Origin of the sequence: Phycicoccus avicenniae (assembly GCF_018139485.1) — a bacterium.
In the GTDB taxonomy this organism is placed as follows: domain Bacteria; phylum Actinomycetota; class Actinomycetes; order Actinomycetales; family Dermatophilaceae; genus Phycicoccus; species Phycicoccus avicenniae.
On sequence record NZ_JAGSNF010000004.1, the window covers coordinates 61,278 to 86,491 of the forward strand.

General features: G+C 76.2%; 20 protein-coding genes. 15 read left to right on the plus strand and 5 right to left on the minus strand.

Going from position 1 to position 25,214, the window contains the following annotated elements:
- Nucleotides 1–143 precede the first annotated feature (143 nt).
- The 10 genes from KC207_RS04315 (at nt 144) to KC207_RS04360 (ending at nt 10,327) form a co-directional block, all read left to right on the plus strand.
- On the plus strand, nt 144–830 hold the full coding sequence (locus tag KC207_RS04315) for a P-loop NTPase family protein (RefSeq protein ID WP_211601680.1): 687 nt from the start codon (nt 144–146) through the stop codon (nt 828–830).
- Between the two features lie 60 nt (nt 831–890).
- Nucleotides 891–2,045, plus strand: coding sequence for a sensor histidine kinase (locus KC207_RS04320; RefSeq protein WP_211601681.1), 1,155 nt, complete (start codon nt 891–893; stop codon nt 2,043–2,045).
- Entirely contained in the window at nt 2,042–2,650 is a 609-nt protein-coding gene (locus tag KC207_RS04325) for a response regulator (protein WP_211601682.1), read from the plus strand. The genes KC207_RS04320 and KC207_RS04325 overlap by 4 nt, the downstream gene beginning before the upstream one ends.
- A gap of 201 nt (nt 2,651–2,851) precedes the next feature.
- Nucleotides 2,852–3,814 carry an ABC transporter ATP-binding protein gene (locus KC207_RS04330; RefSeq protein WP_249138556.1) on the plus strand — a complete coding sequence of 321 codons (963 nt, stop codon included), beginning with the start codon at nt 2,852–2,854 and terminating at the stop codon, nt 3,812–3,814.
- A gap of 14 nt (nt 3,815–3,828) precedes the next feature.
- Nucleotides 3,829–4,584 carry an ABC transporter permease gene (locus KC207_RS04335; protein WP_211601683.1) on the plus strand — a complete coding sequence of 252 codons (756 nt, stop codon included), beginning with the start codon at nt 3,829–3,831 and terminating at the stop codon, nt 4,582–4,584.
- Nucleotides 4,585–4,817: 233 nt separating this feature from the next.
- On the plus strand, nt 4,818–6,329 hold the full coding sequence (locus KC207_RS04340) for a multicopper oxidase family protein (RefSeq protein WP_211601684.1): 1,512 nt from the start codon (nt 4,818–4,820) through the stop codon (nt 6,327–6,329).
- Nucleotides 6,330–6,332: 3 nt separating this feature from the next.
- Complete coding sequence (locus KC207_RS04345) at nt 6,333–7,913, plus strand: ANL family adenylate-forming protein (RefSeq protein WP_211601685.1); 1,581 nt, start codon at nt 6,333–6,335, stop codon at nt 7,911–7,913.
- A gap of 2 nt (nt 7,914–7,915) precedes the next feature.
- Nucleotides 7,916–8,764: a 2-amino-3,7-dideoxy-D-threo-hept-6-ulosonate synthase gene (locus KC207_RS04350; protein WP_211601686.1), complete on the plus strand. Its 849-nt coding sequence runs from the start codon at nt 7,916–7,918 to the stop codon at nt 8,762–8,764.
- Entirely contained in the window at nt 8,733–9,845 is a 1,113-nt protein-coding gene (locus KC207_RS04355; RefSeq protein ID WP_211601687.1) for a 3-dehydroquinate synthase II family protein, read from the plus strand. Before KC207_RS04350 ends, KC207_RS04355 begins: the two co-directional genes overlap by 32 nt.
- A 47-nt stretch (nt 9,846–9,892) precedes the next feature.
- The gene (locus tag KC207_RS04360) at nt 9,893–10,327 is read left to right on the plus strand and encodes a DUF6069 family protein (RefSeq protein ID WP_211601688.1); all 435 of its coding nucleotides are present in this window, start codon (nt 9,893–9,895) and stop codon (nt 10,325–10,327) included.
- A gap of 67 nt (nt 10,328–10,394) precedes the next feature.
- Here KC207_RS04360 and KC207_RS04365 read toward each other — a convergent pair whose 3' ends face one another.
- From KC207_RS04365 to KC207_RS04375, 3 genes are all read right to left on the minus strand, one after another.
- The gene (locus KC207_RS04365; protein WP_211601689.1) at nt 10,395–11,567 is read right to left on the minus strand and encodes an FAD-dependent monooxygenase; all 1,173 of its coding nucleotides are present in this window, start codon (nt 11,565–11,567) and stop codon (nt 10,395–10,397) included.
- A gap of 1 nt (nt 11,568) precedes the next feature.
- Nucleotides 11,569–12,312, minus strand: a complete 744-nt coding sequence (locus KC207_RS04370) for a response regulator transcription factor (protein WP_211601690.1) — start codon at nt 12,310–12,312, stop codon at nt 11,569–11,571.
- Nucleotides 12,313–12,657: 345 nt separating this feature from the next.
- On the minus strand, nt 12,658–12,816 hold the full coding sequence (locus KC207_RS04375; RefSeq protein ID WP_211601691.1) for a thiazolylpeptide-type bacteriocin: 159 nt from the start codon (nt 12,814–12,816) through the stop codon (nt 12,658–12,660).
- A 471-nt stretch (nt 12,817–13,287) separates the two neighbouring features.
- On the opposite strand from KC207_RS04375, the gene KC207_RS04380 reads away from it, so the two are divergent.
- From KC207_RS04380 to KC207_RS04400, 5 genes are read left to right on the plus strand one after another with little or no spacing between them, the layout of a single operon-like run.
- Nucleotides 13,288–14,409: a hypothetical protein gene (locus KC207_RS04380; protein WP_211601692.1), complete on the plus strand. Its 1,122-nt coding sequence runs from the start codon at nt 13,288–13,290 to the stop codon at nt 14,407–14,409.
- On the plus strand, nt 14,406–16,985 hold the full coding sequence (locus KC207_RS04385) for a lantibiotic dehydratase family protein (protein ID WP_211601693.1): 2,580 nt from the start codon (nt 14,406–14,408) through the stop codon (nt 16,983–16,985). The genes KC207_RS04380 and KC207_RS04385 overlap by 4 nt, the downstream gene beginning before the upstream one ends.
- Nucleotides 16,982–20,416: a TOMM precursor leader peptide-binding protein gene (locus tag KC207_RS04390; RefSeq protein ID WP_211601694.1), complete on the plus strand. Its 3,435-nt coding sequence runs from the start codon at nt 16,982–16,984 to the stop codon at nt 20,414–20,416. Before KC207_RS04385 ends, KC207_RS04390 begins: the two co-directional genes overlap by 4 nt.
- Complete coding sequence (locus KC207_RS04395; RefSeq protein ID WP_211601695.1) at nt 20,413–21,981, plus strand: nitroreductase family protein; 1,569 nt, start codon at nt 20,413–20,415, stop codon at nt 21,979–21,981. The genes KC207_RS04390 and KC207_RS04395 overlap by 4 nt, the downstream gene beginning before the upstream one ends.
- 4 nt (nt 21,982–21,985) lie before the next feature.
- Entirely contained in the window at nt 21,986–22,891 is a 906-nt protein-coding gene (locus KC207_RS04400) for a thiopeptide-type bacteriocin biosynthesis protein (protein WP_211601696.1), read from the plus strand.
- A 47-nt stretch (nt 22,892–22,938) separates the two neighbouring features.
- On the opposite strand, the gene KC207_RS04405 is transcribed toward KC207_RS04400, so the two are convergent.
- A complete protein-coding gene (locus KC207_RS04405; protein WP_211601697.1) occupies nt 22,939–24,396 on the minus strand; it encodes a SagB/ThcOx family dehydrogenase in 1,458 nt (485 codons plus the stop codon).
- Nucleotides 24,393–25,025 carry a hypothetical protein gene (locus tag KC207_RS04410; protein WP_211601698.1) on the minus strand — a complete coding sequence of 211 codons (633 nt, stop codon included), beginning with the start codon at nt 25,023–25,025 and terminating at the stop codon, nt 24,393–24,395. Before KC207_RS04410 ends, KC207_RS04405 begins: the two co-directional genes overlap by 4 nt.
- Between the last annotated feature and the right edge of the window lie 189 nt (nt 25,026–25,214).

Here is a 25,214-nt window from a genome sequence, read left to right on the forward strand (position 1 = left end):
GCCGGCACCACGTAGGGAGAGGACGAACCACCATGAGCGTCAACGAGATGCAGACCCTGACCACCGTCGACGAGGTCATCGACGGGCCGATGGACTGGCCCTTCAGCACGATCTCGATCGTCTACTGCTGAGTCGTGGTCGTCATGACGTCCCCGGCCCCCGGGGGTCGACGCGAGCGGCCGGCCCTGCCCCGGGCCGGGGTGGTGGCACTCCGGGTCGACGGCCTCTCGGCCGACGGGGACGCGACCCGGGACTCCGCGACGGTCACGGACGTCGGGTTCGGGGTCGAGGCGGGCAGCGTCGTCCTCCTCACCCCGGCCGGCGCCGGCCGCACCGTCGTCCTGTGCCTCACCGGCGAGCTGCCCCGCCGTTCGGGTCGGGTCGAGAGCGGCTCGGGTGCGGCGCGTCGAGAGGTCGACGACACGGCCTGGCGCGCGGTCCTCGGCCGGGTGCCCGGCCCGCCGGAGACCCCCGCCGACACCCCGGTGGGCACCGTGCTCGACGAGCGGGGTGAGGCCGCCCGTCGGATGGCGGCGCGCCTCGGGGTCACGGTCGACGCCGGGACCCACGTCGGCGACCTCGACCCGGCCGACGGGATCCTGCTCGGCGTCGCCGTCGCCCTCGCCGACGACCCGGACGTCGTCGCCGTCGACCTCCGGGGTCCGACCCGCGTCGTCGCCCACGCGGCCACCGTCCTCGACGCCGTCCGCGACGTCGTCGACGTCGACGGGCGGACCGTGCTCGTCGTCGCCGACGCCGGCGCCCTCGACGCGGCCGCGCTCCGTCTCGTCGACGAGGTCGTCGAGCTCGTCCCCGCCGACGGGCCGTGACGCGTGGGCGCTGTTACAGTCGCGACGAGCACCCAGGGGGCAGGAACGAGGCTGGTACCGGTGAAGAGCCAAGGCGGCGGTGACGCCCGCATCGCCCTCGTCGCCTCGTGGGGCGTCGTCGTCGTGGTCGTCGTCCAGGGCACCCTGTCGATGCTCACCCAGGAGAGCGACGACCTCACGCTCCTGACCCGGGCCGTCGCCGTCGTCACCGGCGCGCTCGCCGCGGTCCTCTTCACCGTCGTCCAGCTGCGCTCGGTCCGGGACCGCGACGTCCCCGCCTGGATGCCCTGGCTCGTCGTCCTGTTCGCCACGGTCGCCTTCGTCATCGGCGCCTGGCTGGCCGCGTCCCTGTCGTTGGGCGTGTTCGCGCTGCTCCTCACGCGGTGGCGGCTGCTCGCCGTCGGGGCCACCTACCTCGTCGCGCTCGCGGCGTTCATGGTGTCCCAGGAGGTCAACGCCTTCCTCGTCTTCTTCTTCGCGGTCGTCCTCGCGGCGATCGCCCTCATGCTCTACGTCCTCACCCGGCTCGCCATCACCGTCGGCGAGCTCGCCCGGGCCCGCGAGACCGTGGCCCGGCTCCGCGTCGACGAGGAGCGGCACCGCATCTCGCGCGACCTGCACGACATCCTCGGACGCAGCCTCGTGGCCGTCGGCCTGCGCGTGCAGACCGCCATCCGGCTCCTCGAGCGCGACCCCGCCCGCTGCGGCGAGCAGCTCGAGGAGGTCGGTCGCATGGTCTCGGAGGGCCAGGCGCAGCTGCGCGGACTCACCAGGGGCGAGACGGTGCTCGGCTTCGCCGACGAGCTCGAGTCCGCCCAGGAGCTCTTCGCCCGGCTCGGCATCCGGTGCGAGGCCGACGTCACGACCGCCGGTCCGATGGGGGAGGTCGTCGACTCCCTCGGGTCCCGGGTGCTGCGCGAGAGCGTGACGAACCTGCTCAAGCACTCCCGGCCGTCCTGGGTCGAGATCCGCCTGCGCCAGGAGGCCACCACCGCCGTGCTCGTCGTCGTCAACGACGGCGCCTCCGACGACGGCCGGGCGCGGGGGACGGGGCTCACCGACCTCGCGAGCCGGGCCGGCGACCTCGGCGGATCGCTCGAGGCCGGCCACCTCTCCGACGGCCGCTTCCGGGTCATCGCCCGGCTGCCCCGGGTCGAGGGGTCCGACGCCGCCACGCCCAGCACCCACGAGAGTCCCTTGGGAGCCCGTCCGTGACCGACACCGACCGCCTGCGCATCCTCATCGCCGACGACGTCGACCTCGTCGCGGAGGCCTTCCAGGCGCTCCTCGACACCGAGCCCACCTTCGAGGTCGTCGGACGGGTGAGCCGCGGCGACGAGGTGGCCGCGGCCGTCGAGCGGCTCTCCCCCGACGTCGCCGTCCTCGACGTCGACATGCCGGGGATGAGCGGCATCGAGGCCGCCGCCGGCGTCAGCGGCTGCAAGGTCCTCCTGCTCACGGCCCTCGAGGGTCCCGGGCACATGCACAAGGCGCTCGCCGCGGGCGCCAACGGCTACATCCTCAAGTCGACGACCGGCAGCCGGCTCGTCGAGGCCATCCGCACCGTCGCGTCCGGTGGGACGGCGATCGACCCCGAGCTCGCCGCCGAAGCACTGCGCAGCGGACCGTGCCCGCTCACCGACCGGGAGATCGACATCCTCCGGCTCGTCGGGCAGGGTCGCAGCACGGAGGCGATCGCCGGTGAGCTCTACCTGTCCCGGGGCACGGTGCGGAACTACCTGAGCAACGCCATGGTCAAGCTCGACGCCGAGTCCCGGGCCGAGGCCTTCGCCAAGGCCGAGCGACGCGGCTGGCTCTGACCCCGCGGCCGGCTCGCGGCCCGCGGCCGGCTCCGAGGCCCCGTCCGGTCCCGACCACCGACCGGCACCCCTGACACACGTCATCCGCCCGGTGTAGCGGGTCACCGCCCGTGCGGACCTCCGTTGTCCGGCAGCCTCCCCCGTGCGTCGATGGGAGCATCCGCGGAGGCACCCGGCCCCCGCCCGCCGAAGGGGACGTTCGTGATCCAGACCCGAGACCTGCGGATGTCGTTCGACTCCGGGAGGGGCCGGCGACGCCGGACCGTCGAGGCGGTCCGGGGGATCGACCTCGACATCGGCCGCGGCGAGATCGTCGGCCTGCTCGGGCCGAACGGCGCCGGCAAGACGACGACCCTCCGGATCCTCTCGACCCTGCTGCGCCCCACGTCCGGCGAGGTCCTCGTCTGCGGGCGCGACGTCCGCGCCGACCCCCGCGAGGTCCGCCGCCGCCTCGGCTACGTCTCCCAGGGAGGGTCGACCTCCCGTCGGGCCCGGGCCGGCGACGAGGCGACCGACCGCGGCATGCTCTACGGACTGACCCGGCGGGCGGCCCGTACCCGGGCCCGCGACCTCTTCGACCGGCTCGACCTCGGCGACCTGTGGGACCGGCCCGCCGGGTCGCTCTCCGGCGGCCAGCGGCGGCGGCTGGAGATCGCCACCGCCCTCGTCCACGACCCCGAGCTCGTCGTCCTCGACGAGCCGACGACCGGGCTCGACCCGCAGTCCCGCGCCAACCTCTGGGACCACATCCGCGACCTGCGCGCCTCCCGCGGTGCGACCGTGCTCGTGACGACCCACTACCTCGACGAGGCGGACGCCCTGTCGGACCGGCTCGTCGTCGTCGACCACGGCAGCGTCGTCGCGACCGGGACGAGCGAGGACCTCAAGGCAGACCTCGACGACGACGTCCTCACCGTCCGGCTCGCCGACCCCGCCGACGCCGGCCGGGCCGCGCTGTGCGCCGGGGCGGCGACCGGGGACGTGTTCACGCCGGGCGACGGCGTCGTGACCGGCCCGCTCCGCGCCGGGTCCGGCGGGCTCGCCGTCGTCGTCCGAGAGCTCGACCGGCACGACGTCGCCGTCGCCGGCCTCGACGTGCGTCGGCCCACCCTCGACGACGTGTTCCTCACCCTCACCGGCCGCTCGCTCCGCGACGCCGCCTGACCCCGGGAGACCCCATGACCCTGCTCCGCGACGCCACCGTCGTCCTCCGCCGCCAGGTGCGGCTCAACCTGCGCAACCCCGCGTGGGTGCTGCTCGGCGTGGCCCAGCCGATCCTGTACCTCGTCCTCTTCGCCCCACTCCTCGGGCCCATCGCCGACCAGATCGGGGTGGAGAACGCCTACACCTTCTTCGTCCCGGGGCTCGTCGTCCAGATGGGGCTCTTCGGAGCCCTCTACGTCGGGTTCAACCTCCTCGCCGAGTGGCGGGAGGGGGTCGTCGAGGCCGAGCGGGTGACCCCGGCGAGCCGCGGCGCCCTCCTGCTCGGCCGGCTCGGGCGCGACGTCCTCCAGCTGGGCATCCAGTGCCTGATCCTCGTCGGCGCCGGCTACGTCATGGGGATGGACGCGCCGGTCGCCGGCGCTCTCGCGGGGGTCGGGATCGCCCTGCTCCTCGGCGCCGCGGGGTCGGCGCTGTCGAACGCCGTCGCGTTGCGCACCCGCAGCGAGGAGGTCATGGCCCCGCTCGTCAACGTCGTGACGATGCCGGTCCTCCTGCTGTCCGGGATCCTCCTGCCGATGACGCTCGGACCGGGATGGCTGCGGACCGTCAGCGACGTCATGCCGGTGCGTCACGTCGTCGACGCGGTCCGCGACGTCTTCTCCGGCACCCCGTCGGCCCCGACCGTCGGGCTGGGCGTCGGCGTGACCTGCGCGATGCTCGTCGCCGGCCTCACGGTCGGTGTGCTCGCCTTCCGCCGAGAGGACGCCTGACCCGGCGTCGCCCCTGTCGAACACCCGGTGGTCGTGTCCTGTTCCCGACCACCGGGTGTCGGCGTGCCCGGGTCCGGGCCGCCGCAGGACGGCCGGTCCGCCGGGCCGCCGGTGACCGATGTCACCGCCCGCGTGATGGCTGCCGCCGGTCCCCGCCCCACCCCTTCCTGCGCTGCGGCACAAGCCGTTCGATGGCTGCAGACCGACCGTCCGACCCGCCCCGAGAGGCCACCATGAACCGTCGCACCGCCCTCCGCCTCGCCGGAGCCGGCCTCGCCACCACCGTCGGCGGGCACCAGCTCGCCGCCCGGGCCGGCACCGCCGAGCTGCCCCCCGGTCTCGCCCTCGGCCGGGGCCTGACCCACGACCACGGCCCGGCGATGCCGACCGAGCGCCCCGCCGACGCCGGCACCCGGCCGGCCCTGGAGAAGTTCTCGCTCCCGCTGCCGATCCTGCCCGACGCGGTCCCGGTCGTGAGCAGCCGAGGACTCGACGTCTTCGAGAGCCGGATCCGCGAGGTGCGGGCCGAGATCTTCCCCGGCCACCCCACGTCGGTCTACGGCTACTTCAGCAGCTGGGTCCCACCCGTCGTGCGGGCCCGTCGCGGCCGCCGGACCATCGTCCGGCAGCGGAACGAGACCGACGTCCCGGTCTCGGTGCACCTGCACGGCGGGGTGAACCGTGAGGTCTTCGACGGCCGGATGTCGCACCCGGTCCTCCCCGGCGGCAGCTTCGCCTACGTCTACGACAACGACCAGCCGGCGAGCACGCTGTGGCTGCACGACCACACCCACCACACCGACGCCGAGAACGTCTACCGCGGCATGTCGAGCCCCTACCTCGTGACGAGCGACGAGGAGGAGGCGCTGGGCCTGCCCTCGGGCGAGTTCGAGGTCCCCCTCGTCCTGCGTGACGCGGACGTCGGCTCCGACGGCGGGCTCGTCTTCACGATGGACGACACGGAGCACCGCTCGACGATCCTCGTCAACGGCACGCCGTGGCCCCGCATGGAGGTCCGCCGCCGCAAGTACCGCTTCCGGGTCATCAACTCCTCCGCGATGCGCTTCTTCGTCCTCGGCCTCTCCGACGGCACGCCGATGACCCAGATCGGCGCGGACGCGAGCCTCCTGGAGTCGCCGGTGCCCGCGCCCGTCGTCCTCCTGTCCCCCGGGGAGCGCGCCGACCTCGTCGTCGACTTCTCCCAGTGGCCCACGGGCACCGACGTCGACGTCGTCAACTACACGGGGCCGGGCCCGATGGAGGACGTCGGCCAGGTCATGCGGTTCTCGGTCGGCGCCGACGCGAGCGACGACAGCGTCGTCCCGGACCGACTCACGACGCTGCCCGCGGTGCCGCCGGCGAGCGTCGAGCGGCACGTGACGATGCGGATGAGCGAGCCCGGGACGACCCCGATGATCGCGACGATCGACGACCGCTCCTTCGACATGAGCCGGGTCGACACCCGGGTCGACTTCGGCACGACCGAGGAGTGGACGGTGACGAACGAGAGCGCCACGATCCCGCACAACTTCCACTGCCACCTCGCGCACATGCGGGTCCTGGACCGCAGCACCGGCCCGGCCGCACCGAACGAGCTCGGCCTCAAGGACACCGTCGCGATCTTCCCCGGCGAGAGCGTCCGGGTCCGGATGACCTTCGACCGGCACCGGGGCCTCTACCCCTACCACTGCCACATGCTCGACCACGGCGCGATGGGCATGATGGCCCAGCTGAGGGTGGTGTGACCGATGACGGTCCAGGCCATCCCGCGCCTCGCCGCCCCGCAGGCGACCGCCGGCACCTCCGGCACCCCGGAGGCCCGGGCGGCGACGGTCCTCACCCGCACCCTCGAGCGCCTCGCGTGCTCCGACGACGCGGCCCTGCTCACCCCCGACCGGGCGCTCACCGGCCGCGAGGTCGTCGCCCGGGTCCGCGCGACCGCGGGAGCGCTCGCCGACGCGGGCGCCGGGCCCGGCACGGTCGTCGCCGTCCTCACCGGACCCAACGACCCCGACGTCGTCGTCGGTCGGTACGCCGCCCGTCTCGTCGGCGCCGGCGTCGTGCACCTGCGCTCGATGAACCCGCGGACCGACGAGGAGGCGTTCGGGGTCGAGGCCCAGCTCGACGTCCTCGATCGCACGGGCGCCGTGGCCGTCGTCGTCGACGCCGCCTCGCTCGAGCGGGCGACCACGCTGCGCTCCCACCGGCCCCTGCTGCGCGTCGTGCCCGTGGGGACGGACGCCGCCACCGACGGGCCGGCCGCGGTCACCGTCGTCCCGGTCCCCACCCCCGACGCCGCGTGCGCGGTCGTCGACGTCACGAGCGGCACGACCGGGGCGCCCCGCCTCGTCCGCCAGAGCCACCGCTCCCGCGAGCGCCTCGTCGAACGGCTCGCCGACGACCTCGGGAGCGCACCGGTCCACCTGCTGTCGGTGACGCCCGCGACCCACACGACGGCCCCGATGCTCGACGCCGTCCTGCTCTCCGGCGGCTCCGTCGTGCTCCACCGCCGGTTCGACCCGGGCGCGGTGCTGGGCGCCGTCGAGGGTGGCGTCACCGACCTGTACCTCGCGGTCCCGCACCTCTGCGCGCTGCTCGACGACCCCCGCACCGCCACCGCCGACCTGCGCTCCCTGCGCCGGGTCGTCTACAGCGGTACCCCCGCGGCGCCGCACCGGGTGGCCGCGGCCCGGCGGGTCCTCGGGCGGACCGTCGTCCAGGTCTACGGGACGACGGAGACCGGCGGGATCAGCGCCCTCACCCCCGAGGACCACGACGAGCCGGTCCTGCACGGCACGGTCGGGCGGCCCTTCCCGTGGGTCGACGTGGAGGTCCGTGACCCGGACACCGGCGAGTCGCTCCCGCGCGGTCACGCCGGTGCCGTGTGGGTGCGGTCGGGCACGACCGCCGACGGCTACTGGGGGGAGGACCCCTCGGCGCTGACCCGGGACGGCTGGGTGGCCACCGGTGACCTCGGCGCGCTCGAGCCGCACGGCCGGCTGCGGCTCGTCGGGCGGCTCGCCGGGGTCATCAAGCTCGGTGGGCTCAAGATCTACCCGGCGGCCATCGAGTCCGCCCTGCGCGAGCACCCGTCGGTCTCCGACGCGGTCGTCCACGGCATCCGGGACGCCGAGCGCCGCGAGGCCGTGCACGCCGTCGTCGTCCCGCGGGCCGGCCAGGTCGTCGACGAGGACGAGCTCGTCGCGCACGTGACGGCCCGGCTCAGCGCCACCCACGCGCCGACCCGCGTCGTCGTGTGGACCGGTGTTCCCCTGACCCGGTCGGGCAAGCCGGACCGGCGGCTCGTCCGAGAGCTGCTGGGAGGATGACGATGACGACCCGGACCGGCCCCCGCGAGACGCGACTGCGACGTCTCTACCGCCACTCCCCGAGCGGGCTCCTCGTGACCCCGCTCGACCACACCCTGGCCTGCGGTCCCGTGACCCGCCCCGGGCGCTCGCTCGACGACCTCGTCGCCGCGCTGGCCGCCGGGGGGTCGGACGCCGTCGTCCTCCACAAGGGCGCCGTGCGGCACGTCGCCCCCGAGCACCTCGCCGCCGTCGGGCTCGTCCTGCACCTCAACGGCAGCACCGCCTCGGCTCCCGACCCCGACGCCAAGGTGCTCCTCACCTCGGTCGAGGAGGCACTGCGGCTCGGCGCCGACGCGGTGAGCGTCCACGTCAACCTCGGGTCGAGGACCGAGGCCGACCAGCTCCGCGACCTCGCCGCCGTCGCGGACGCCTGCGAGCGGTGGCAGCTGCCGCTGCTCGTCATGGCCTACCCGCGCGGTCCCGGCGTGATCGACCCGACGGACCCCGACCTGCTGCTCCGGGCCGTCACCGTCGCGCACGACCTGGGGGCCGACCTCGTCAAGACCTCCGCCCCCCGCGACACCGCGACGACCCGCGACCTCGTCGCGAGCTGTCCGGTCCCCCTGCTGCTCGCGGGAGGCCCCCCACGCGAGGACGAGCGGCGGCTGCTCGCCGACGTCCGCCGTGCGGTCGCCGCCGGCGTCGGCGGGCTCGCCATGGGTCGGGCGCTCTTCGGCGCCGCCGACCCCCGACGCACGACCGCCTGCGTGGCGGCACTCATCCACCGGAGACCGGGTCTCGTCGCGAGCCCGCACCCCATCGAGGAAGGAAAGACCCATGTCGACGACGACCAGGCTGTGCTGGCTTGACCTGCGCGAGGCCCCGTCCCGGGACGCGATCGTCGAGGAGGCCCTGCACCACGGCATCGACGCCCTCGTCACGGCCCACCCCGACGACCTCGCGGACCTGCCCCCGTCCGTGGACCGCGTCCTGCTGTCCGAGGAGCCGATCGACACCACGACCCCGATCGGCGCCGCCGACGTCGTCGTGGCACCGATGACCCCCGAGGAGCGGCAGGCCCTCGAGCGGGCGCACCCGGACGTCCGGTTCGGCGTCTACGTCGACGTCGCGGACGCCCCGACCCTCGAGGACGCCTGCGTCGCGGCCGCCCGCGAGGACCTCACCGTCATCCGCTTCCGCGACCCGACGAAGATCCCGCTGGAGATCGTCCTCGCGGCGGCCTCCGGGGCGTCGGGCTCCGTCGTCACCCTCGCCGGCGACCTCGAGGAGGCGGAGATCGTCTTCACCGTCCTCGAGCACGGCTCCGACGGGGTCGCGCTGCGGGCCCGGGCCGTCGGCGAGGCGGGGGCCCTGCGCTCGGCCGCCCGGGCCGGGAGCGACCCGGTGAAGCTCGAGGAGCTGCGGGTCGTGCGCACGACGCACGTCGGCCTCGGCGAGCGAGCGTGCATCGACACCTGCTCCTATCTCGGCCTCGACGAGGGCATCCTCGTCGGCTCGACGTCGAAGGGGCAGATCCTCTGCGTCAGCGAGACCCACCCGCTGCCGTACATGCCGACCCGACCGTTCCGGGTCAACGCCGGCGCCATCCACTCCTACACCGTGGGGGAGGGAGGCCGGACCCGCTACCTCAGCGAGCTCACCGCCGGCGACCGGGTGACCGCGGTCCGCACCGACGGCAGCACCCGGCTCGTCACGGTCGGCCGGGTCAAGATCGAGAGCCGTCCGCTCATCAGCATCGACGCCGAGAGCGCCGACGGCCGCCCCGTCAACCTCATCCTCCAGCACGACTGGCACGTCCGCGTGCTCGGCCCGGGCGCGGAGGTCCTCAACAGCACCGAGCTGCGCCCGGGACACCTCGTCCTCGGGTACCTCCCGACGGCCGACCGGCACGTCGGGTACCCCATCGAGGAGTACTGCCGCGAGCAGTGACCCCCGTCCACCCCGTGCCGACCGGCACCCCACGAAAGGAACCTCCCATGTCCACCATCACGCCCACCGCCGAGGTCGCCCCGCGGCCCGTGCCCACCGTGTCCACCCTCGTCGCCGTCGTCGTCCGGGCGGCCGTCGTCGCGCTCGTCGCCAACATCGTCCTGCAGACCATCGCCCGGATCGCCGGCGTCGAGACCGTCGTCGTCCCCCCGGGCGCCGCCGCCGTCACCGTCGCCCCGGTCTCCGTCGTCACGATGACCGTCGTGCCCCTCGTCGTCGGCGGCGCCGTCCTCCTGGTCGCCTCCCGCATCTCCGCGGCCGCCGTCACCGCGCTGCCGTGGATCGGTGTCGTCCTCGGGGTCGGCACGGCGCTCATGCCGCTGTCGATGGGTGGCGACCTCGCGGGACGCCTCGTCCTCGCCGCGATGCACGTCGTCGTCGGCGTCGCCTGGTTCGTCTCGGTCCGCCGCAGCCAGGGCTGACGGCCCACGACGAAGGGCCCGCCGGCGACCAGCCGGCGGGCCCTTCGTCGTGCCGTGGGTCGGCGGCTCAGCCCGGGGGCAGCCAGCCGAGCGGGGCGAGGAGCTCGTCCTGGGCGGAGAGCGAGGCGCCCGCGACGAGCTGCGCGTCGCGCACGTCCCGCCACGGGCCGTCCGGGACGTGGAGCGAGGCCGCGAGGTGGCGCGAGGCCACCTGGGCCTGCGCCGCCCGCGGCGCCCGGAGCCGGCTGTAGGCGGCGAGCCGCTCGACGACGCCGGTCGGCTCCGGGGCGGCGAGGCAGCGGCCGAGCACCCAGGCGTCCTCGAGGCCCTGGTTCACCCCCTGCGCGGCGAACGGCAGCATCGGGTGCGCGGCATCACCGACGAGCACCGTGCGTCCCCGCGCCAGGTGGTGCAGCGGCTCCCGGTCGTGCAGCGCCCACGCACTCGTGGCGCCGACCCGGGAGACGATCGCGGCGAGGAGGGTGTCCCAGCCGAGGTAGGCGGCGAGCAGCTCGTCGACCGGCGCCGGCGCGGTCCAGTCCTCGCCGCCGCCGCTCGAGGGGACGACGGCGACGATGTTGAGCATCTCCCCGCCGCGGATCGGGTACACGACGGCGTGCGACCCGGGCCCGACCCAGATCCGCACGACCGGCTCGGCGGCCTCCGGCGGGCACAGCATCGTCGGGACGAGCGCGCGGTACGCGGCGAGACCGCTCGGCGTAGGGGTGTCCGGGACGAGGGTGCCGCGGACGGTCGAGCGGATGCCGTCGGCGCCGACGACGACGTCGCCCTGCTCGACGCTCCCGTCCTCGAGGGTCACGGTGGCGCAGCCGTCGGCCGTGTCGACGTCGGTGACGCAGGCGTCGAGCCGGACCGTGCCCTCCGGGACGGCGCCGAGCAGGGCGTACTGGAGGTCGGCGCGGTGCACGGCGAGGTACGGGGCGCCGTAGCGCTCCTCGCAGGAGTCGCCGAGCTCGGTGCGGCTGATGACCTCCCCGCGCCAGGAGCGGACCTCGCGGGAGGACACCGCGACGGCCCGCTCCAGGACGGCCCCGAGGACACCGGTCTGGCGCAGCAGGTTCACCGAGCGCGGCGAGAGCTGCACCCCGGCCCCGACCTCGTCGAGGGACGACGCGCGCTCCAGGACGGTGCACCGGCGCCCGTGGCCGCCGAGGGTCGCGGCGAGCATGAGACCGGCCATCCCCCCGCCGACGACGACGGGGTCGCAGGGGCCCGTCATCTCAGAGCCACCCCTTGTCGTGCGCCAGCCGCGCCGCCTCGTAGCGGTTGCGCGCGTCGAGCTTGCGGATCGCCGAGGAGCTGATGTTGCGGACCGTCCCCCCGGTGAGGAAGAGGCGGGTCGCGATCTCCTTGACGGGCAGGCCCTCGGTCGTGAGCAGGAGCACGTCCCGCTCCCGGGGGGTGAGCGTGCAGCCGTCGGCGTCGTCCGCCGACGGAGCGAACGAGGTGTCGATCGTCGGGCAGCCCATCGCCGTCCCCCGCACCGCGTGAAGCAGGTGGGAGAGCCCTGCCTGGTGGGACAGGAGGCTGATGTTGCCCTGGCGCAGCGCCGTGTCGACGGCGGCGCGGGAGGGCTCGGTCGCGACGACGACGACACCGCAGCGGTGCGTCTCGGCGATCTCCTTCGCGAGCTCGAGCGACGGGCGGCCGACGACGCCGGCGAGCAGGACGACGTGCGGGTGCCAGCCGGCGACGACGTCGGCGACCTGCTCGAGCCCGTGGACGAGCTTGATGGCGGCGAAGTCGCCCGAGCCGCCGAGGCTCTGGGCCAGGACCTCGCCGGTGAGCCGGCAGGGGTGGCCGACGACCAGCCGCAGGACCGCCTGGCCACCGGGGCGCGGGGCCGATCCGGAGCGGGCGGGGGACCGGGTCGCCTCGGGGTGCGGGGCCGGCAGCGGCGTCGTCGGGGCGACGGTGGCCGTCGCCGTCCGCGGTGCGGGAGCGCGGGTGGGTGTCGTCGTCATGAGCCGGTGCCCCCTGCCAGGTCGTGGCGCGCCGGGGTGCTGCGGCGGGCGGTGGCGGTGTCCTCCATGGCCGTCTCCTCTTCGGGTCGGTGCGGCGACCGGGGTGGTCGTCGGCATGCTCCGACTCTCGTCGCGAGGGGGGTCCCCGCGGCAGTGCGCGAGGACACGGGAGCCACGTGACCGGTGTCACCGGGCGACGGGACGCGGGGTCACGGCGGCCGGGACGGGTGTCATCCTGCGCAGACCCCTCGGGACGGGCGGGTCGCCGACACCGGTCGGCACGCACGACAGGACCCACCCGGTGCACCGGGTGGGTCCTGTGGTCGTGCGCTGCGAACGCGGGGTTCAGCAGGCGGAGCAGGTCGAGCTCGAGGAGGACGAGGTCCCGATCGAGCCGCTCGAGGCGCCCATCTCGGGGAGGGCGGTGCCGTCCGCGGCCTCGAGCACCTCGACGTCCTGGACGTCGAAGCCGTCGAAGGTGATGTCCTGGGTGTCCTTGCTCATGTTCTTCTCCTTCTCGTGGTGGTGATCTGGGATCCGGCGCTACCACCGGATGTCCCAGCGGCTGTTCTTGCGCCACGACGAACGTAGGTCGGTGCCGGTGCCCAGCTGAAGGGTCGAGTGCCGCATCGGTCGTCCCTGTCACCCCGCGGATGACCCACGTCACGGCGGCGGTGCCGGCGAGCCTCCGCTCCCGGCACCACCGTCGGTCACGAGACACATTGTCCTGCAGTCTTTTCCGGGACGATCCCGCGCCGCGCAGCTCGGGAGGCACCTCCCGGTCCGAGGTGGCAGGCACGGCGGGCGGGGTCCCCACGACGAGCCCCACACCCGTGGGTACGCGGCGTCGGGGACGGCCCCGTCACGGGCCGGATGACGGCTGTCACCACCTCGGCCCACGGACCTGTCCGGCGCCCCCACCCGCGTGAGAGGACGGAGGGGACACGAACGGACGGACCCCGAACGGAGCACCCGATGACACGCACGACCACCCCGACCGGCACCCCCGCCGGCCCCCCGGAGCTGGAGGTCGTCGGCCTGCGCGTCCACACCCACGGCGAGGTGACCCCCGCGTGGGTCCGCGACACCGTGCTCCCCGTCTGGGACGAGGTGCGCGACGGCGGCCGGCGGCTCGTCCGCCTCCGCCGCGGCTGGCTCGGCGGACCCCACGTCGACGTCGTCGCCGTCGGGCCGACCCCCGATCGGGACGTGTGGGCCGCCCTCGCCCGGTCGCTCGACGCCGGTCCGCCGCCCGCGACGCCGCTGGACCCGGAGGAGTACCTCGACCGGGCGCGGGTCCGCGGCCGGCTCGAGCGGGTCGACCCGCCCTACCTGCCGCTCCGCGAGCACGGCACGACCCTCCTCCTCGACCGGGCGGCCGCCGAGGCCACGGGCCCGACCGCCGCGCTGCGCGGGCTCGCCGACGCCGTCCTCGCCCCGGCCCTCGTCGGGAACCTCCGCGAGGTCGCCGAGCGACCCGACCGCCTGCCCGCGACCCTTCTGGACGTCCTCACCGTCGTCGCCGACGCCCACGTGCTCGGCGCCGGCTTCGGGACCTTCTCGCTCCGTTCGCACGCCGAGGCGCTGCTCGCCTCCTGGTCCCCGCGGGGCGACCTGCGACCCGAGCTGCACGCCCGCTACGAGCAGCAGCGGGGCCCGATCGTCGAGCGGGTCGCCGAGCTCCTCGGCGGTGACGGCGGCGGCGGGGTCACCGCCTGGCGGACCGCGGTCGCCTACACCAGGGGCGTGCTCGACGAGTCGGTCCGGCGGGGTGACCTCACGAACGCCGCCGTCGACGCCGCGGCGGACCCCGACGCCGCCGCCCGGCCCGCGACGACCACCGACCACCCCGACACCGACTTCCACCGCGCGGTCCACGGGTCCGGCGCCACCGACGGCGCGGGCGAGTGGTTCGCCGCCTACCGCGTGCTCGTCAACTGCGTCTACGGGCAGCTGCCGCTCCTCGGCGTCTCCCCGCTGCACCGGGCCTGGGGCTGCTGGGCCGTGGCGCACGCCGTCGACGAGGTGCTCGGCGAGACCTGGACCGACCGCCTCGCGGCCGCCGCGCCGCGTCCCCGACAGGAGGCCACCCGATGACCGACCTCGCGCCCCCCCGCCACACCGCCGCCCCGGAGCCGTCCGACGCCGGCCCGGTGTGGTTCCACCGGATGAACCCGTTCGCCCGGGCCCTCCTGTCCGACCCGGACCAGGCCGCCCTCCTCGCCCGGCTCGGCGACGCCGACGCCGACGCCGCACGGGCGGCCGAGAGCGCCGGCGCCGAGCTGCACGACCTCGTCGGCGCCACGGAGGACCCGGCCGAGCGCAAGGCCCTCCTCGGGGTCAGCCGCGCCCTGCGCAAGGGGCGCCCCCTGCCCGACGGCCCGCGCCCGGCCTCCGTCGTCGCGTGGGAGCAGGCCGCACGCCGACGGGCGGACGTCGTCGCGCAGGTCCGGGACGGCCACGCCGACGCCCTGGCACGAGAACGCCGTGAGCTCGCCCGGCAGCTCACCGACCCCTCGCTGCGGGCCTCCCTCGAGCTCGTCGCCCCGGAGGTCGCCCGGCAGGCGGGGCGCTACGTCGACGCCGTCGCCGACAGCGGCCGCGCGGCGAGCCGGGTCCTCAAGGCCGAGCGCGGGCTCCTGCAGTACGTCCTGCGGGCCGCGGTCCGCACCAGCCCCCTGTCCCGGCTCACGGCCGTGGGGCTCACCCACGCCGCACCCGGCGGCACCCACCCGGACACCCCCGTCGTCCTCGACGAGCGGTCCGTCTGCTCCCTCGACCGGGTCATGTTCGACCACGTCGTCGGCGGCGCGCTCGAGCGGGACGGCGTCCTCGGCGACGACCCGCACGTCGGCGTCCCCGCGACCGGCGCCGTCGCCGACGGCCGGCTCTACGTCCTGCGCCCCACGAGCGAGGGCTGGCAGCGCGTCGGCGTCCCGCTCACCTCGCCGCTGGCGGAGGTCGTCGACGCCGTCGCCCTCGGTCCGGCGCCGCTCTCGCGCGTCGTGGCCCGCGTCGCGCAGACCCTGCGCACCGACGACCGGGAGGTCGTCGCCGGCGTCGTGCGGTCGGCCGTGGCCCAGGGCCTGCTCTGCACGCTGGAGCCGACGACCGACGCCGACCTGCTCGACCTCGACCCCCGGGGGTCCGCGCTCCTCGCGGAACACCTGCCGGCCGTCGGCCGCGCCCTCGCGGACCTCGCCGAGGCCCCCGCGGAACGACGCCGCGAGATCGTGGAGACGCTCGACACCACGCTCGGCACGCTGAGCCGGGCCGCCGGCCGGCCGGCGCGCGTCGCCGTCGCCGAGGACCGGTTCGTCGAGCTCGCCCCGGTCGACCCGGCGGGGTGGGGGCCGGCGCTGGACGACCTCGGGCCGGCCGTCGACCTGCTCGCCACCTTCGACTGGCTCGCCGACGTCGCCGTCGCGCTCGAGGACGCCTTCCTCGAGCGGCACGGCGCCGGCTCCCGCGTGTCCCTCGTCGAGGAGGCGCCCGCGCTCGTCGCGTCCGTCACGGCCGCCGCGGAGCGGATGACCCGCGTGTACGCCGAGGCCGCCGACGACCCGGCCGTCCTCGACACCATCGGCGGCGCCGACTCCGTCCTCGCGCGGCTCTACGCCGTCCGCCGCGGCATCGAGAACGCCGTCGGGGCCGCCGTCGAGGCCGCCCTGGCCGAGGGCCGGGAGGAGGTCGTGCTCGACGTCGGCACCGTCCACCGGCTCCTCGACGGGCTGCCGGACCGGCTCCGGGCCCGCCCGCTCGGCTACGGCGTGCTCGTGCAGTCCCTCGGGGACCGGCTCGTCGTCAACGACGGGCTGCCGGGCCACGGCATGCTCTTCTCCCGCTTCCTCGGGCCGGACCGCGCCCTCGGGGGCGACGCCCTGCCCCGGCTGCGGGCCGGGCTGCTCGAGCGCTACGCCGAGCCCGGGAGCACCCTCGTCGAGGACCGCACCCACCACGGCATGAACGTCAACGTCCACCCGCCGGTGCTCGACGACACGCTCGAGCCCGCCGACTGGCACCGCCTCGAGCTCCGCCACGACACCGGCACCGGCCGGCTCGACGTCGTCGACGGCGAGCGCCCGCTCAAGGTCCTCCCGATCGGTGGCGGACACCCCGGCCTGTACCCACCGCCGCTGTCGGTCGCCTCGGGTCTCGTCATCGCGGGGCGCCTCTACAACGGCATGCCCGACGCCTGGGCCGAGCGGGACGGCCGGGATGCCACGACGACCCGTCGGGTACCCCGCGTCCTCGTCGGGGACGTCGTCGTGAGCCGGGCGCGCTGGTACCCCGGCGCGGACCTGGAGCAGGCCCTCGCCGAGCCCGACGAGGCCGAGCGCCTGCTCGCCGTCGCCCGCTGGCGTGCGGCGCACGGCGTCCCGCACGAGGTCGTCGTCAAGTCCGTCCCCGCCGACAGCGGCCCGGCGTCGGTGGGCAGCCCCGACGCCCAGGCGGTCCGCTTCCGCAGCAAGCCGCAGTACGTCGACCTCGACAGCGCGCTGTGCGTCCGGGTGCTGCCTCGGATGCTCGAACGGCGCGGCGGCGAGGACGCCCCCGCGCTCTACCTCGAGGAGGCCGCACCGGGTGTGCGGCCGGGCACCCACGCCGCCGAGTGGGTCGTCGAGGTCTCCCGCCCCGCCGGCGGACGGTTCACCCACGGAGGATCCCGATGAGGCTCAAGGCCCGACCCGACCTGCACCACGCACCGCTGCCCGACGGGGTCTACGTCTCGTCGGGCACCGGGGAGTTCGCCCTCTCCGGCTGGTCGGGCTTCGCCGACCTCCTCGGTCGCTGCCTGCCCCTGCTGGGGCGGGGCGCCGACGAGGACGAGCTGGTCACGGCCATCGGCACGGAGAAGGCCCGGCCCGCGGTGCGTCACCTCGTCGGCCAGCTCGAGGCCCACGACATGGTGCTCCGCCTCGACGCCCTCGGCACCGAGGAGCCGGACGGGGAGGACCGGGCCCGGCACGCCGAGCTCCTGGCCTACCTGGAGTGCCGCTCCTCGGAGCCGTACGCGGCGTTCGAGGAGATCCTCTCGGCCCGCGTTCTCCTCGTCGGACCCGACGCCGCCCTGACCGTCGCCGGCAGCGCCCTGCGCGAGCTCGGGATCTCCGGCGACGTCGAGGACACCGGTGGTCGCGACCACGACGTCGCGGTCACCGTCCTGCCGCGGGACCGCGTCGGGGAGATCCCGCCCCGGGCGCGACGCGTCCTGCCGGTCGTCGTGGGCGAGCGGGCTGCTCTCGTCGGTCCGCTCGTCCACGACCTGCACGGCTGGCGCCGGTGGCGCTCCCTCGTCGAGCGCACCCTCGACCGGGACGGCCCGGGGCTCGACGAGGCGGCCGGGACGGCCGTCGCCGTCTCCTCCGCCGTGCACCTGCTGCTCCAGGACCTCGCCTCGGTCGCCGGTCCCGACGCGTACGTCGTCGCCGGCGAGACGCTCGCGGTGCAGGCGCTGGACCTGCCCCGCGAGACCGGTCACGACGGCGACGAGACCACGCTCGACGACGCCGACGACGAGGACCACGACGCCGACCTCGGCGGCTGGCTCGTCCGGCTCACCGACCCCTGGGTCGGCCCGGCCGAACCCCTCGACGAGGACACGCTGCCGCAGATGCCGGTGGCCCTGCGCCGGGTGCGCACCCCCGACGGAGGCGTCGTCGTCGCGGACGGCCCCGACCAACGGACCGCCGCGGCGGCGGCCGTGCTCGCCGTGTCCCGGCGGCTGTGCGGCGGCGGGTCGGCGGGCGCGAGCACGCTGCGGTGGCTCCTCGACGGTGCGCTCCGTGCCCTCGCCGACCGCGCCGTCGGCACGTCGGGCGTCGCCGTCGGAGGAGGCGACGACGCCCGGCTCGCCGCCGCCCTCGAGGCCGCCGGCGCCTCCCCCCGGCTCACCGCCGCCCACGTGCCGGGCCTCACGTGGGTCCTCGTGCGCTGCGCCCTCCCCGACGGCCGGTCGACGACGGCCTGGGGTCCGGACATGGGGACCGCGACCCGGGACGCGCTGTCGCGGGCGGTCGCCGTGCACACCCTCCGCGGACACGGCTCCGCCCTCCTCGGCGCCCCCGGGACCGCCGCGCTGCGCGACGCCACCCCCGAGCAGGCGTCGGCGCTCGCCGAGGAGATCCGGGGCTGGCTCGTGGCGCGCGGCTTCCGGCTCGTCGGACGGCGTCACCCGGCCGACCCCCACGTCGGTGCCGGGCCGGTGCACCACGGCCGCGTCCGTCTCGTCGAGAGCCACGAGGCCGCACGCGGACCGGAGGACCGACGCACCGGGCTGCAGACCCTCACCGCCCTGCTCACCGCCCGGACCGGCGCCGACCCCGTCGTGACGAGCGGCTGGGAGCACGACGTGCTCGAGGAGGCCGTGACCCGCTCGCGCACCTCCGGTCGACCGCTCGTCCCGGTCCGGACGGGCGCGGACGCCGTCGTCGTCGGGCCGCTGTGGTCCGCGGCCTCGGCGGCGGGGTGTCCGGCGTGCGCCGAGACCCGGCGGCGGACCGTCCTCGACCACGTGCTCGGGGTCGACCTGCGGCAGCCCGCGACGCCGGCGGGACCGGCGCCGGCGAGCCTCCTCGACCTCGCGGCGACGACGCTGCGCGGGACGAGCCCGCCCCGCGAGGGTGAGGTCCTCGTCGTCGGCGCGGACGGCGTGAGCCGCCACCACGTGCTGCGGCACCCCACGTGCCCGTGGTGCGCCCCCACCCCCGGGTCGGACGCGCCGCAGGGCCTCGACCTCCTCGACGCGCCGGTCGACCCCGAGGACCCGACCCGGGTCGCGGCGGGGACGCCCCTGCTCGACGCGGACCGGCTCGCCGCCGCCGTCGACGACCGCTACGGACCGGTCCGCGGCATCCTGCGCGAGGAGGCCGTGCCGTACGCCATGAGCATGGCCGTCCTCGCCGGCGGCCCCGTCATGGGGCACGGCCGTGCGCTGTCCTTCGACCGGACCCGCTCGGTCGCGGTCCTCGAGGCGTACGAGCGGCTCGCGGGCTTCCCCTACGAGGCGCCCGTCGTCACCGACCGTACCTACCGCGAGGTCGCCGCGGACGCCGTGGACCCACTGCGGCTGGGCCGGTACTCGCCGGCGCAGCTCGCGCACCCGAGCTCCAAGGTCGAGGCCTACCACCCCGACCTGCCGCTCGACTGGGCCTGGGGCGTCGACCTCGCCTCGGGACGGGCCCGGCTCGTCCCCGCCGAGGTCGGCTTCTACCAGTACGACCACGCCTTCAAGCGTGACCTCCGCGCGTCACGGTCCGCCCCGCCGGAGCAGCGGCGTCGGGTCTTCCTCGAGTCCTCGAGCGGGTGCGCCCTCGGCTCGACGCTCGCCGAGGCGGTCGTCCACGCCCTCTTCGAGGTCGCCGAGCGGGACGCGTTCCTCCTCGCCTGGCACCGGGGCGACCCGCTGCCGGAGGTGCCGGCCCGTGAGCTCGCCGACCCGGTCGTCGACGCCCTCGTCGCCCTCGTCGAGTCCCGGGGACTCGACGTCCACTTCCTCCGGGCGACCCAGGACGTCGACCTCCCCGTCGTGTGGGTCCTCGCCGTGTCCCGGGACGGGACGTTCCCCGCGTCCTTCACGAGCGCCGGCTCGGGCGCCGACCCGGTCTCGGCCGCTCGGTCCGGGCTGCGCGAGGTCGCCCAGCTCGCGACGATGCCGCTGGACTGGGACGAGGACGACGCCCGCGCCCTCGTCGCCGACTCGTGGCGGGTCCGTGAGCTCGAGGACCACGTCCGCTGGTCCTCGGCGCCCGAGGCGCTGGAGCGGGTGACCTCCGTCCTCGGCGGACCGCAGGTCTCGCTCGCCGAGGCCTTCCCGGGCTGGCCCGCGCGGCTGCGACCGCACGACGGCAGCATCCGCACGACCCTGGGGCTCGTCGCCGGCGCCTTCGCCGACGCCGGTCTGGGCGAGGTCGTCGTCGTCGACCAGTCGACGCGCGAGCACCGGGACCAGGAACTGCACGTCGTGAAGACCGTCGTCCCCGGCACCGTCCCGATGGTCTTCGGCCAGGCCCACCAGCGGTTGCTCGGGATCCCGCGGCTCGAGGCGGCCCTCGCCGGCCGTGACCCGGCCGCGCACCCCCACGACCCGCACCCGTTCCCGTGACGTTCGCCCCGACCCGCGTCCCCGGTCCCGGCTGGCTGCCCGGACCGGGACGCCAGGGTGCCGTCGACCGCGAGACCCTCTGGTACGACCACGCCCTCGGGGACGACGCGCCGGTCCCGCCGCCGTGGGCCGGACGGCCGGCGGGGGACGAGGAGCCGGTGCCGGACGACCTCGTCGACCTGGTCGCCCGCCCGGGGAAGGCCCGACCCTGGCCGTCGGGGCTGTGGGGGTCCGCGGTGGCGACGGCCTTCCCGGCTCCCGCCCCGGCGGGACCCGACGCGACGGGATCCGTGGGGCGGGCCTCGCTGCGGCTGGCGGCGCACGCCGTGGCCGCGGTCCGCCGCGACCCCGACGACCCCTACAACGACCACCGCGCCTACGCCTCCCCGCGGTGCGTCTTCCCGGTCAGGGCGGCCGTCGTCACCGACGGCGAGTGGCACGTCCTCGACCCCGACCGACGACGTGTCGTCCCCTCGGGCGTCGACGCCGGCCCGGCGGCCGACGAGGGGACCATCGCGCTCTCCGGGCGGTGGGACGCCGTCCCCGCGGGCTACGGCTGGTTCCGCGGCGGACTCGTCGCGATCGAGACCGGGATCCTCCTGCGTCACCTCGCGGTGCTCGGCCGGCTGCACGGGCTCCCCCTGTCGGTCTCGGCGCCGGGACCCGGGGCCGGCACCACCTCGGCGCGCCGGACGTGGCGCGACCCCGCGCGGTGGTCCCCGCCGTGGGTCCTCACCCCGGACACCGCGGCTCCGGCCACCGGGGGCTCCGCGGTGTCGCCGGACCTGCCGCCCGACCCGTGGGCAGGGGCGTCGGCCCCGGCCGCCGGCCCCGTCCTGCACGGCGACGACGCGGGCGAGGACCTCGCGCGCGTCTACGGCTCGCACGTCGTCCCGGGGCCACCCGCAGCCCTCGGGACCGGCCTCCCGGACCACCCGGGGACCGGTGACGCCGGGTCCTGGGCCGAGGTCCTGTGGCGTCGGAGTGCGGGACGGATGCCCCGGGGCCTCTTCGGCTTCCGGGTCGCGGACCGTGCCGTCGACCGCGGGGACGCCCACGCGCTGGCGCGCTGGGCGCTGCTCCCCCCACCGGGACCGGTCGCCGCGGCCGACGCCGGCCGCCGGGTCCACGCCCTCGTCCGGGACGTGCCGGGACTCGAGCCCGGCGTGCACGAGGTCGTCGACGGGGCGTTCCACCCGCGGGCCACCCTCCCGGACGCCCTCGACCGCTTCGCCGCCGCCTACCTCTACGGGTCGGACGTGATGTCCCGCAACGACATCGCCCACGCCCCCCTCGTCCTCGTGACGACGAGCCGTCCCCGCGCCGCGGTCCGGCGGGCCGGGCCGGGCGGCTGGACCGCGACGCACGTCGCCGCGGGCTGGCTCGCCCACGGGGTGTCGCTCGCCGCGGCGGCCCGCCGGCTCGTCGCCCGCCCGGTCCGTGCGCTCGACGAGCGCGACGTCGCCGCGGCCCTCGACCTCGACGACGACGAGATGGTGGGCCTCGCCGTCGTCGTCTCCCACCACGCCCCCCACGGCGGACTGCAGATCGACCTCAGGAGCTGACGACATGACGCACTGGACCTCCCGGCACCTCCATCTCGCGACCGGCGCGACGAGCGCGCTCGACCGCGTCCTCGCGGAGGTGGCCGCCCCCGCAGCGCGGGACACCGGCCGACCCTGGTTCTTCGTCCGGTACTGGCAGGGCGGCCCGCACCTCCGCCTGCGGGTGGCGGACCTCGACGGCCCGGCCGCCGACCGCCTCACCGCACGCCTGGAGCGGCTCCTCGAGCCGCACCTCGCGCCGCGCGCCGGAGAGCCGCCGGTCGAGGAGGCCGCCTACACCGCCGAGGCGTCCCGGCACGCCCGCGGCGAGACCGGCGAGAACCGCACCGTCTCCGCTCTGCGTCCGGCCGGTGCCCACCCCGCGACGTACGAGCCGGAGCTCGAGCGGTACGGCGGCGCGGACGTCATGGCGGCCTCGGAGCGGCTCTTCGTGCGCTCCTCCGAGCTCGTCGTCGACGTCCTGCCGAGCGTGCCCACCCTCGCCGACCGACGGCGGCTCGCGCTGCGGCTCGCGGCCGCCGCCGCACGTCCGCTCGGCCCGCTGCCCGCGCAGTCGGTCTTCTTCGAGGTCGGTCGTCGGTCGTGGGCGGCCTGGGCCCGGTCGTACGGCACGGACGAGGCCGTGGTCACGGCCACGGCCCGCGTCGACCGTGCGCCGGCGCCCGGGGCCTTCGAACCCCTGCCGGGGGTGCTGGGGACATGGCACGACGACGTCGCGGTCCTCGTCGCCACCCTCGGGCACGCGGGGCACCCGGTACCGGGGGCCGTGGTCTCCTCGCACGTCCACATGACGCACAACCGGCTGGGGCTGGGCATCCTCGACGAGCTGCGGACCTACGCCGTCCTCGCGCGGACGTTCCCGGCCGACCCGGCGGCGGTCCCGGACCTCGGGCTGCCGGTCCCGGCCTGAGCGGTGACGTCCCGACCGCGCCGGGGACGTCCGGGCGAGGCGAGAGGTCAGTCCGGGTCGCCGCTCCCGAGGACCGTCCACCCGGCCAGCGGCTCGCCGGCGACGACGTCCGCGGCGTCCCGGCGGCCGAGGACGAAGTCCCCGACGGAGGACTCGCGCAGCCAGTCCAGGCCGAGGACCCGCGCGGAGAGGTCGGCGTCGCCGTTGCCGAGCGCGCACGGCGCGAGGTCGAGGTCGGTCGCCACGAGGTACATCGTCTGGTAGATCGCGCCGGTCGTGCGCAGCACGTTGGCGTAGGCGATCGAGCGGTACCGCCAGGACATCCGCTGGAACCGGGCCGTCAGGGTGAGGAGCACGTCGGGGCTCGAGGGATGTCCGGTGGCGGCGGCCGCGACGGCGAGCATCGCGCGGGCCGGCTCGGGGTCGTCGTCGACGAGCTCGAGGCGGTGCCGCAGGGCGTCGTAGTGGTAGACGCCGGGGTCGAGCCCGTCGCACCGCCGGACGGTGAGGTACAGCTCGTGCTCGTACAGCCCGCCTCCGCTCGGGTACGGACGGGAGACCTTGGACTCCTCGGCGGAGCCGACCGGGGGGTCGAAGCGCGCCCGGTCACGGAAGCTGCGGTGCAGGAAGGTCGCGAGCTCGACGAGGGTGACCGGCGCGTCGGCGTAGTCGCGCACCGAGCGCCGCTGCCGGACGGCGTCGGCGAGGCTGAGGCCCCCGGACCAGGGCGGCGGGTCGGGCAGGGCGACGACGCGCGCACACTCCGGACGGGGGTCGGTGACGGCGGGTAGCGGGTCGACGAGTCCGCGGTGAGGGCTGAGGGCACCGAGCGGCTCGTCCCACCGGCCGCTGCGACTGCGACTGTGCATGAGCAGGTCGTGGAAGTCCCACTGGCGCAGGACCTCGTCGGTGTCGCTGCGGAACGTCCCGTCGGCGTCCGCGCGCTCGAGCAGGCCCGCGCCGGCCCAGTGACCCAGCAGCTCAGCGGCCGCGAGGCCCCCGGGCAGGGTGGGGAGGTCGCCGACCCGGCGGGGCACGGCCACCTCGGCGGCGAGGGACCGGGCCTCGGGGGAGGTGAGGACGAAGCGGTGGACCGACCGCGGGCACTCGAGGACGAGCTGGTCCTCCCGGCTGCGCAGGAGGGCGAACCGGTCGAGCCGGACGACGTCGTCGTCGCTCGGCGGATGTGGGGTGTACCCGGTCGCCCGGGTCGTCCCCTCGTGCCGCATCACCTCGTGCTCCGCCAGCGTCAGGCGGTTCGTCGCGAGGTGCGCGAGCCGGCCGAGCAGGGCGTCGGCGGCGCGCCGGGCCTCGTCGGGGAGGTCGTCACCGACGGTCGCACCGTTCCCGGCGAGGTGCTCGCGGACCGGGACCGGCAGGCCCCGCAGGCGGGTGACCCTCCCGGCGCCGTCGAGGACGAGGTCCTCGCCGTCGAGGTCCGCAGCGACCGAGGGGCGCAGTCCGGCGCGGCCCTCGAGGAGGCCGACCGCGGGGAGCGGGGTCATCGCGGAGCCGGGGCGGGCCGGAGTGCGTCGACGGCCATGAGGGCGAGCATCGCGACCCCGGTCAGGACCGCGGCGGCCGCGACGGCCTCGGCGCCGACGACCCATCCCAGAGCGAGGCCGAGCACGCCGAGGCCGGCGAGGGTCCAGCCGAGGACCCCGAAGACCGGCGCGTCGAAGGCGGAGGCGAAGGGGACGAAGTGCAGCCCGACGGCGAGGACGACGACCCCGGGCATGAGCTCGGGCCGACCCGCGGCGTCGAGCGCGACGCGGCCGACGGCGAACGCGGCGAGCATGCCGAGCACCGAGCCGGTGTAGACGAGCCCGGCGAACCGACCCGGCGGCTCGAGGTCCCGCAGACGGCGGCGACGCAGGAGGACCGCCCAGGCGCAGAGGGCCAGGGCCAGGGCCCACGCGGCGACGGCGAGCGCCGGCCAGGGGTCCGGCAGCAGCACACGGTTGACGTGGACGAACGCGCTGGCCCCCGACGCGCCGATGATGACGCCGAGCACCTGCGGGTGGAGCAGGTGGTGGATCCCCCGGTGTGGGCGGTCGAGGTCCGATGCGGGGGCGTGCACGGTGGGTCCTGTCGTCGCCGCCATGGCGGTCGTCCTTCCGGCCGGGGTGCTCACCCCACCACTGTCCACCCCCCGCTGCCCCCGGTGCAGTGTCAGGACGCATCGTCAGCGGATGACGGGTGTCATCCGGGACGGCGATGGAGCCGGGGTGATGCCAACGCGCCCCTGCACGCGCCATCACCCCGGCTCGTCCGGCGACGCCCTGCACGTCCCGGCCCGACCGCCACGTCCGAACGGACGCGA

Excerpts from the sequence above, each read along its gene's own strand:
- KC207_RS04315 (WP_211601680.1), top strand. The coding sequence starts at position 144 with ATGACGTCCCCGGCCCCCGGGGGTCGACGCGAGCGGCCGGCCCTGCCC.
- KC207_RS04335 (WP_211601683.1), top strand. The coding sequence starts at position 3,829 with ATGACCCTGCTCCGCGACGCCACCGTCGTCCTCCGCCGCCAGGTGCGG.
- KC207_RS04340 (WP_211601684.1), top strand. The coding sequence starts at position 4,818 with ATGAACCGTCGCACCGCCCTCCGCCTCGCCGGAGCCGGCCTCGCCACC.
- KC207_RS04345 (WP_211601685.1), top strand. The coding sequence starts at position 6,333 with ATGACGGTCCAGGCCATCCCGCGCCTCGCCGCCCCGCAGGCGACCGCC.
- KC207_RS04350 (WP_211601686.1), top strand. The coding sequence starts at position 7,916 with ATGACGACCCGGACCGGCCCCCGCGAGACGCGACTGCGACGTCTCTAC.
- KC207_RS04355 (WP_211601687.1), top strand. The coding sequence starts at position 8,733 with ATGTCGACGACGACCAGGCTGTGCTGGCTTGACCTGCGCGAGGCCCCG.
- KC207_RS04360 (WP_211601688.1), top strand. The coding sequence starts at position 9,893 with ATGTCCACCATCACGCCCACCGCCGAGGTCGCCCCGCGGCCCGTGCCC.
- KC207_RS04365 (WP_211601689.1), bottom strand. The coding sequence starts at position 11,567 with ATGACGGGCCCCTGCGACCCCGTCGTCGTCGGCGGGGGGATGGCCGGT.
- KC207_RS04370 (WP_211601690.1), bottom strand. The coding sequence starts at position 12,312 with ATGACGACGACACCCACCCGCGCTCCCGCACCGCGGACGGCGACGGCC.
- KC207_RS04375 (WP_211601691.1), bottom strand. The coding sequence starts at position 12,816 with ATGAGCAAGGACACCCAGGACATCACCTTCGACGGCTTCGACGTCCAG.
- KC207_RS04380 (WP_211601692.1), top strand. The coding sequence starts at position 13,288 with ATGACACGCACGACCACCCCGACCGGCACCCCCGCCGGCCCCCCGGAG.
- KC207_RS04385 (WP_211601693.1), top strand. The coding sequence starts at position 14,406 with ATGACCGACCTCGCGCCCCCCCGCCACACCGCCGCCCCGGAGCCGTCC.
- KC207_RS04390 (WP_211601694.1), top strand. The coding sequence starts at position 16,982 with ATGAGGCTCAAGGCCCGACCCGACCTGCACCACGCACCGCTGCCCGAC.
- KC207_RS04400 (WP_211601696.1), top strand. The coding sequence starts at position 21,986 with ATGACGCACTGGACCTCCCGGCACCTCCATCTCGCGACCGGCGCGACG.
- KC207_RS04405 (WP_211601697.1), bottom strand. The coding sequence starts at position 24,396 with ATGACCCCGCTCCCCGCGGTCGGCCTCCTCGAGGGCCGCGCCGGACTG.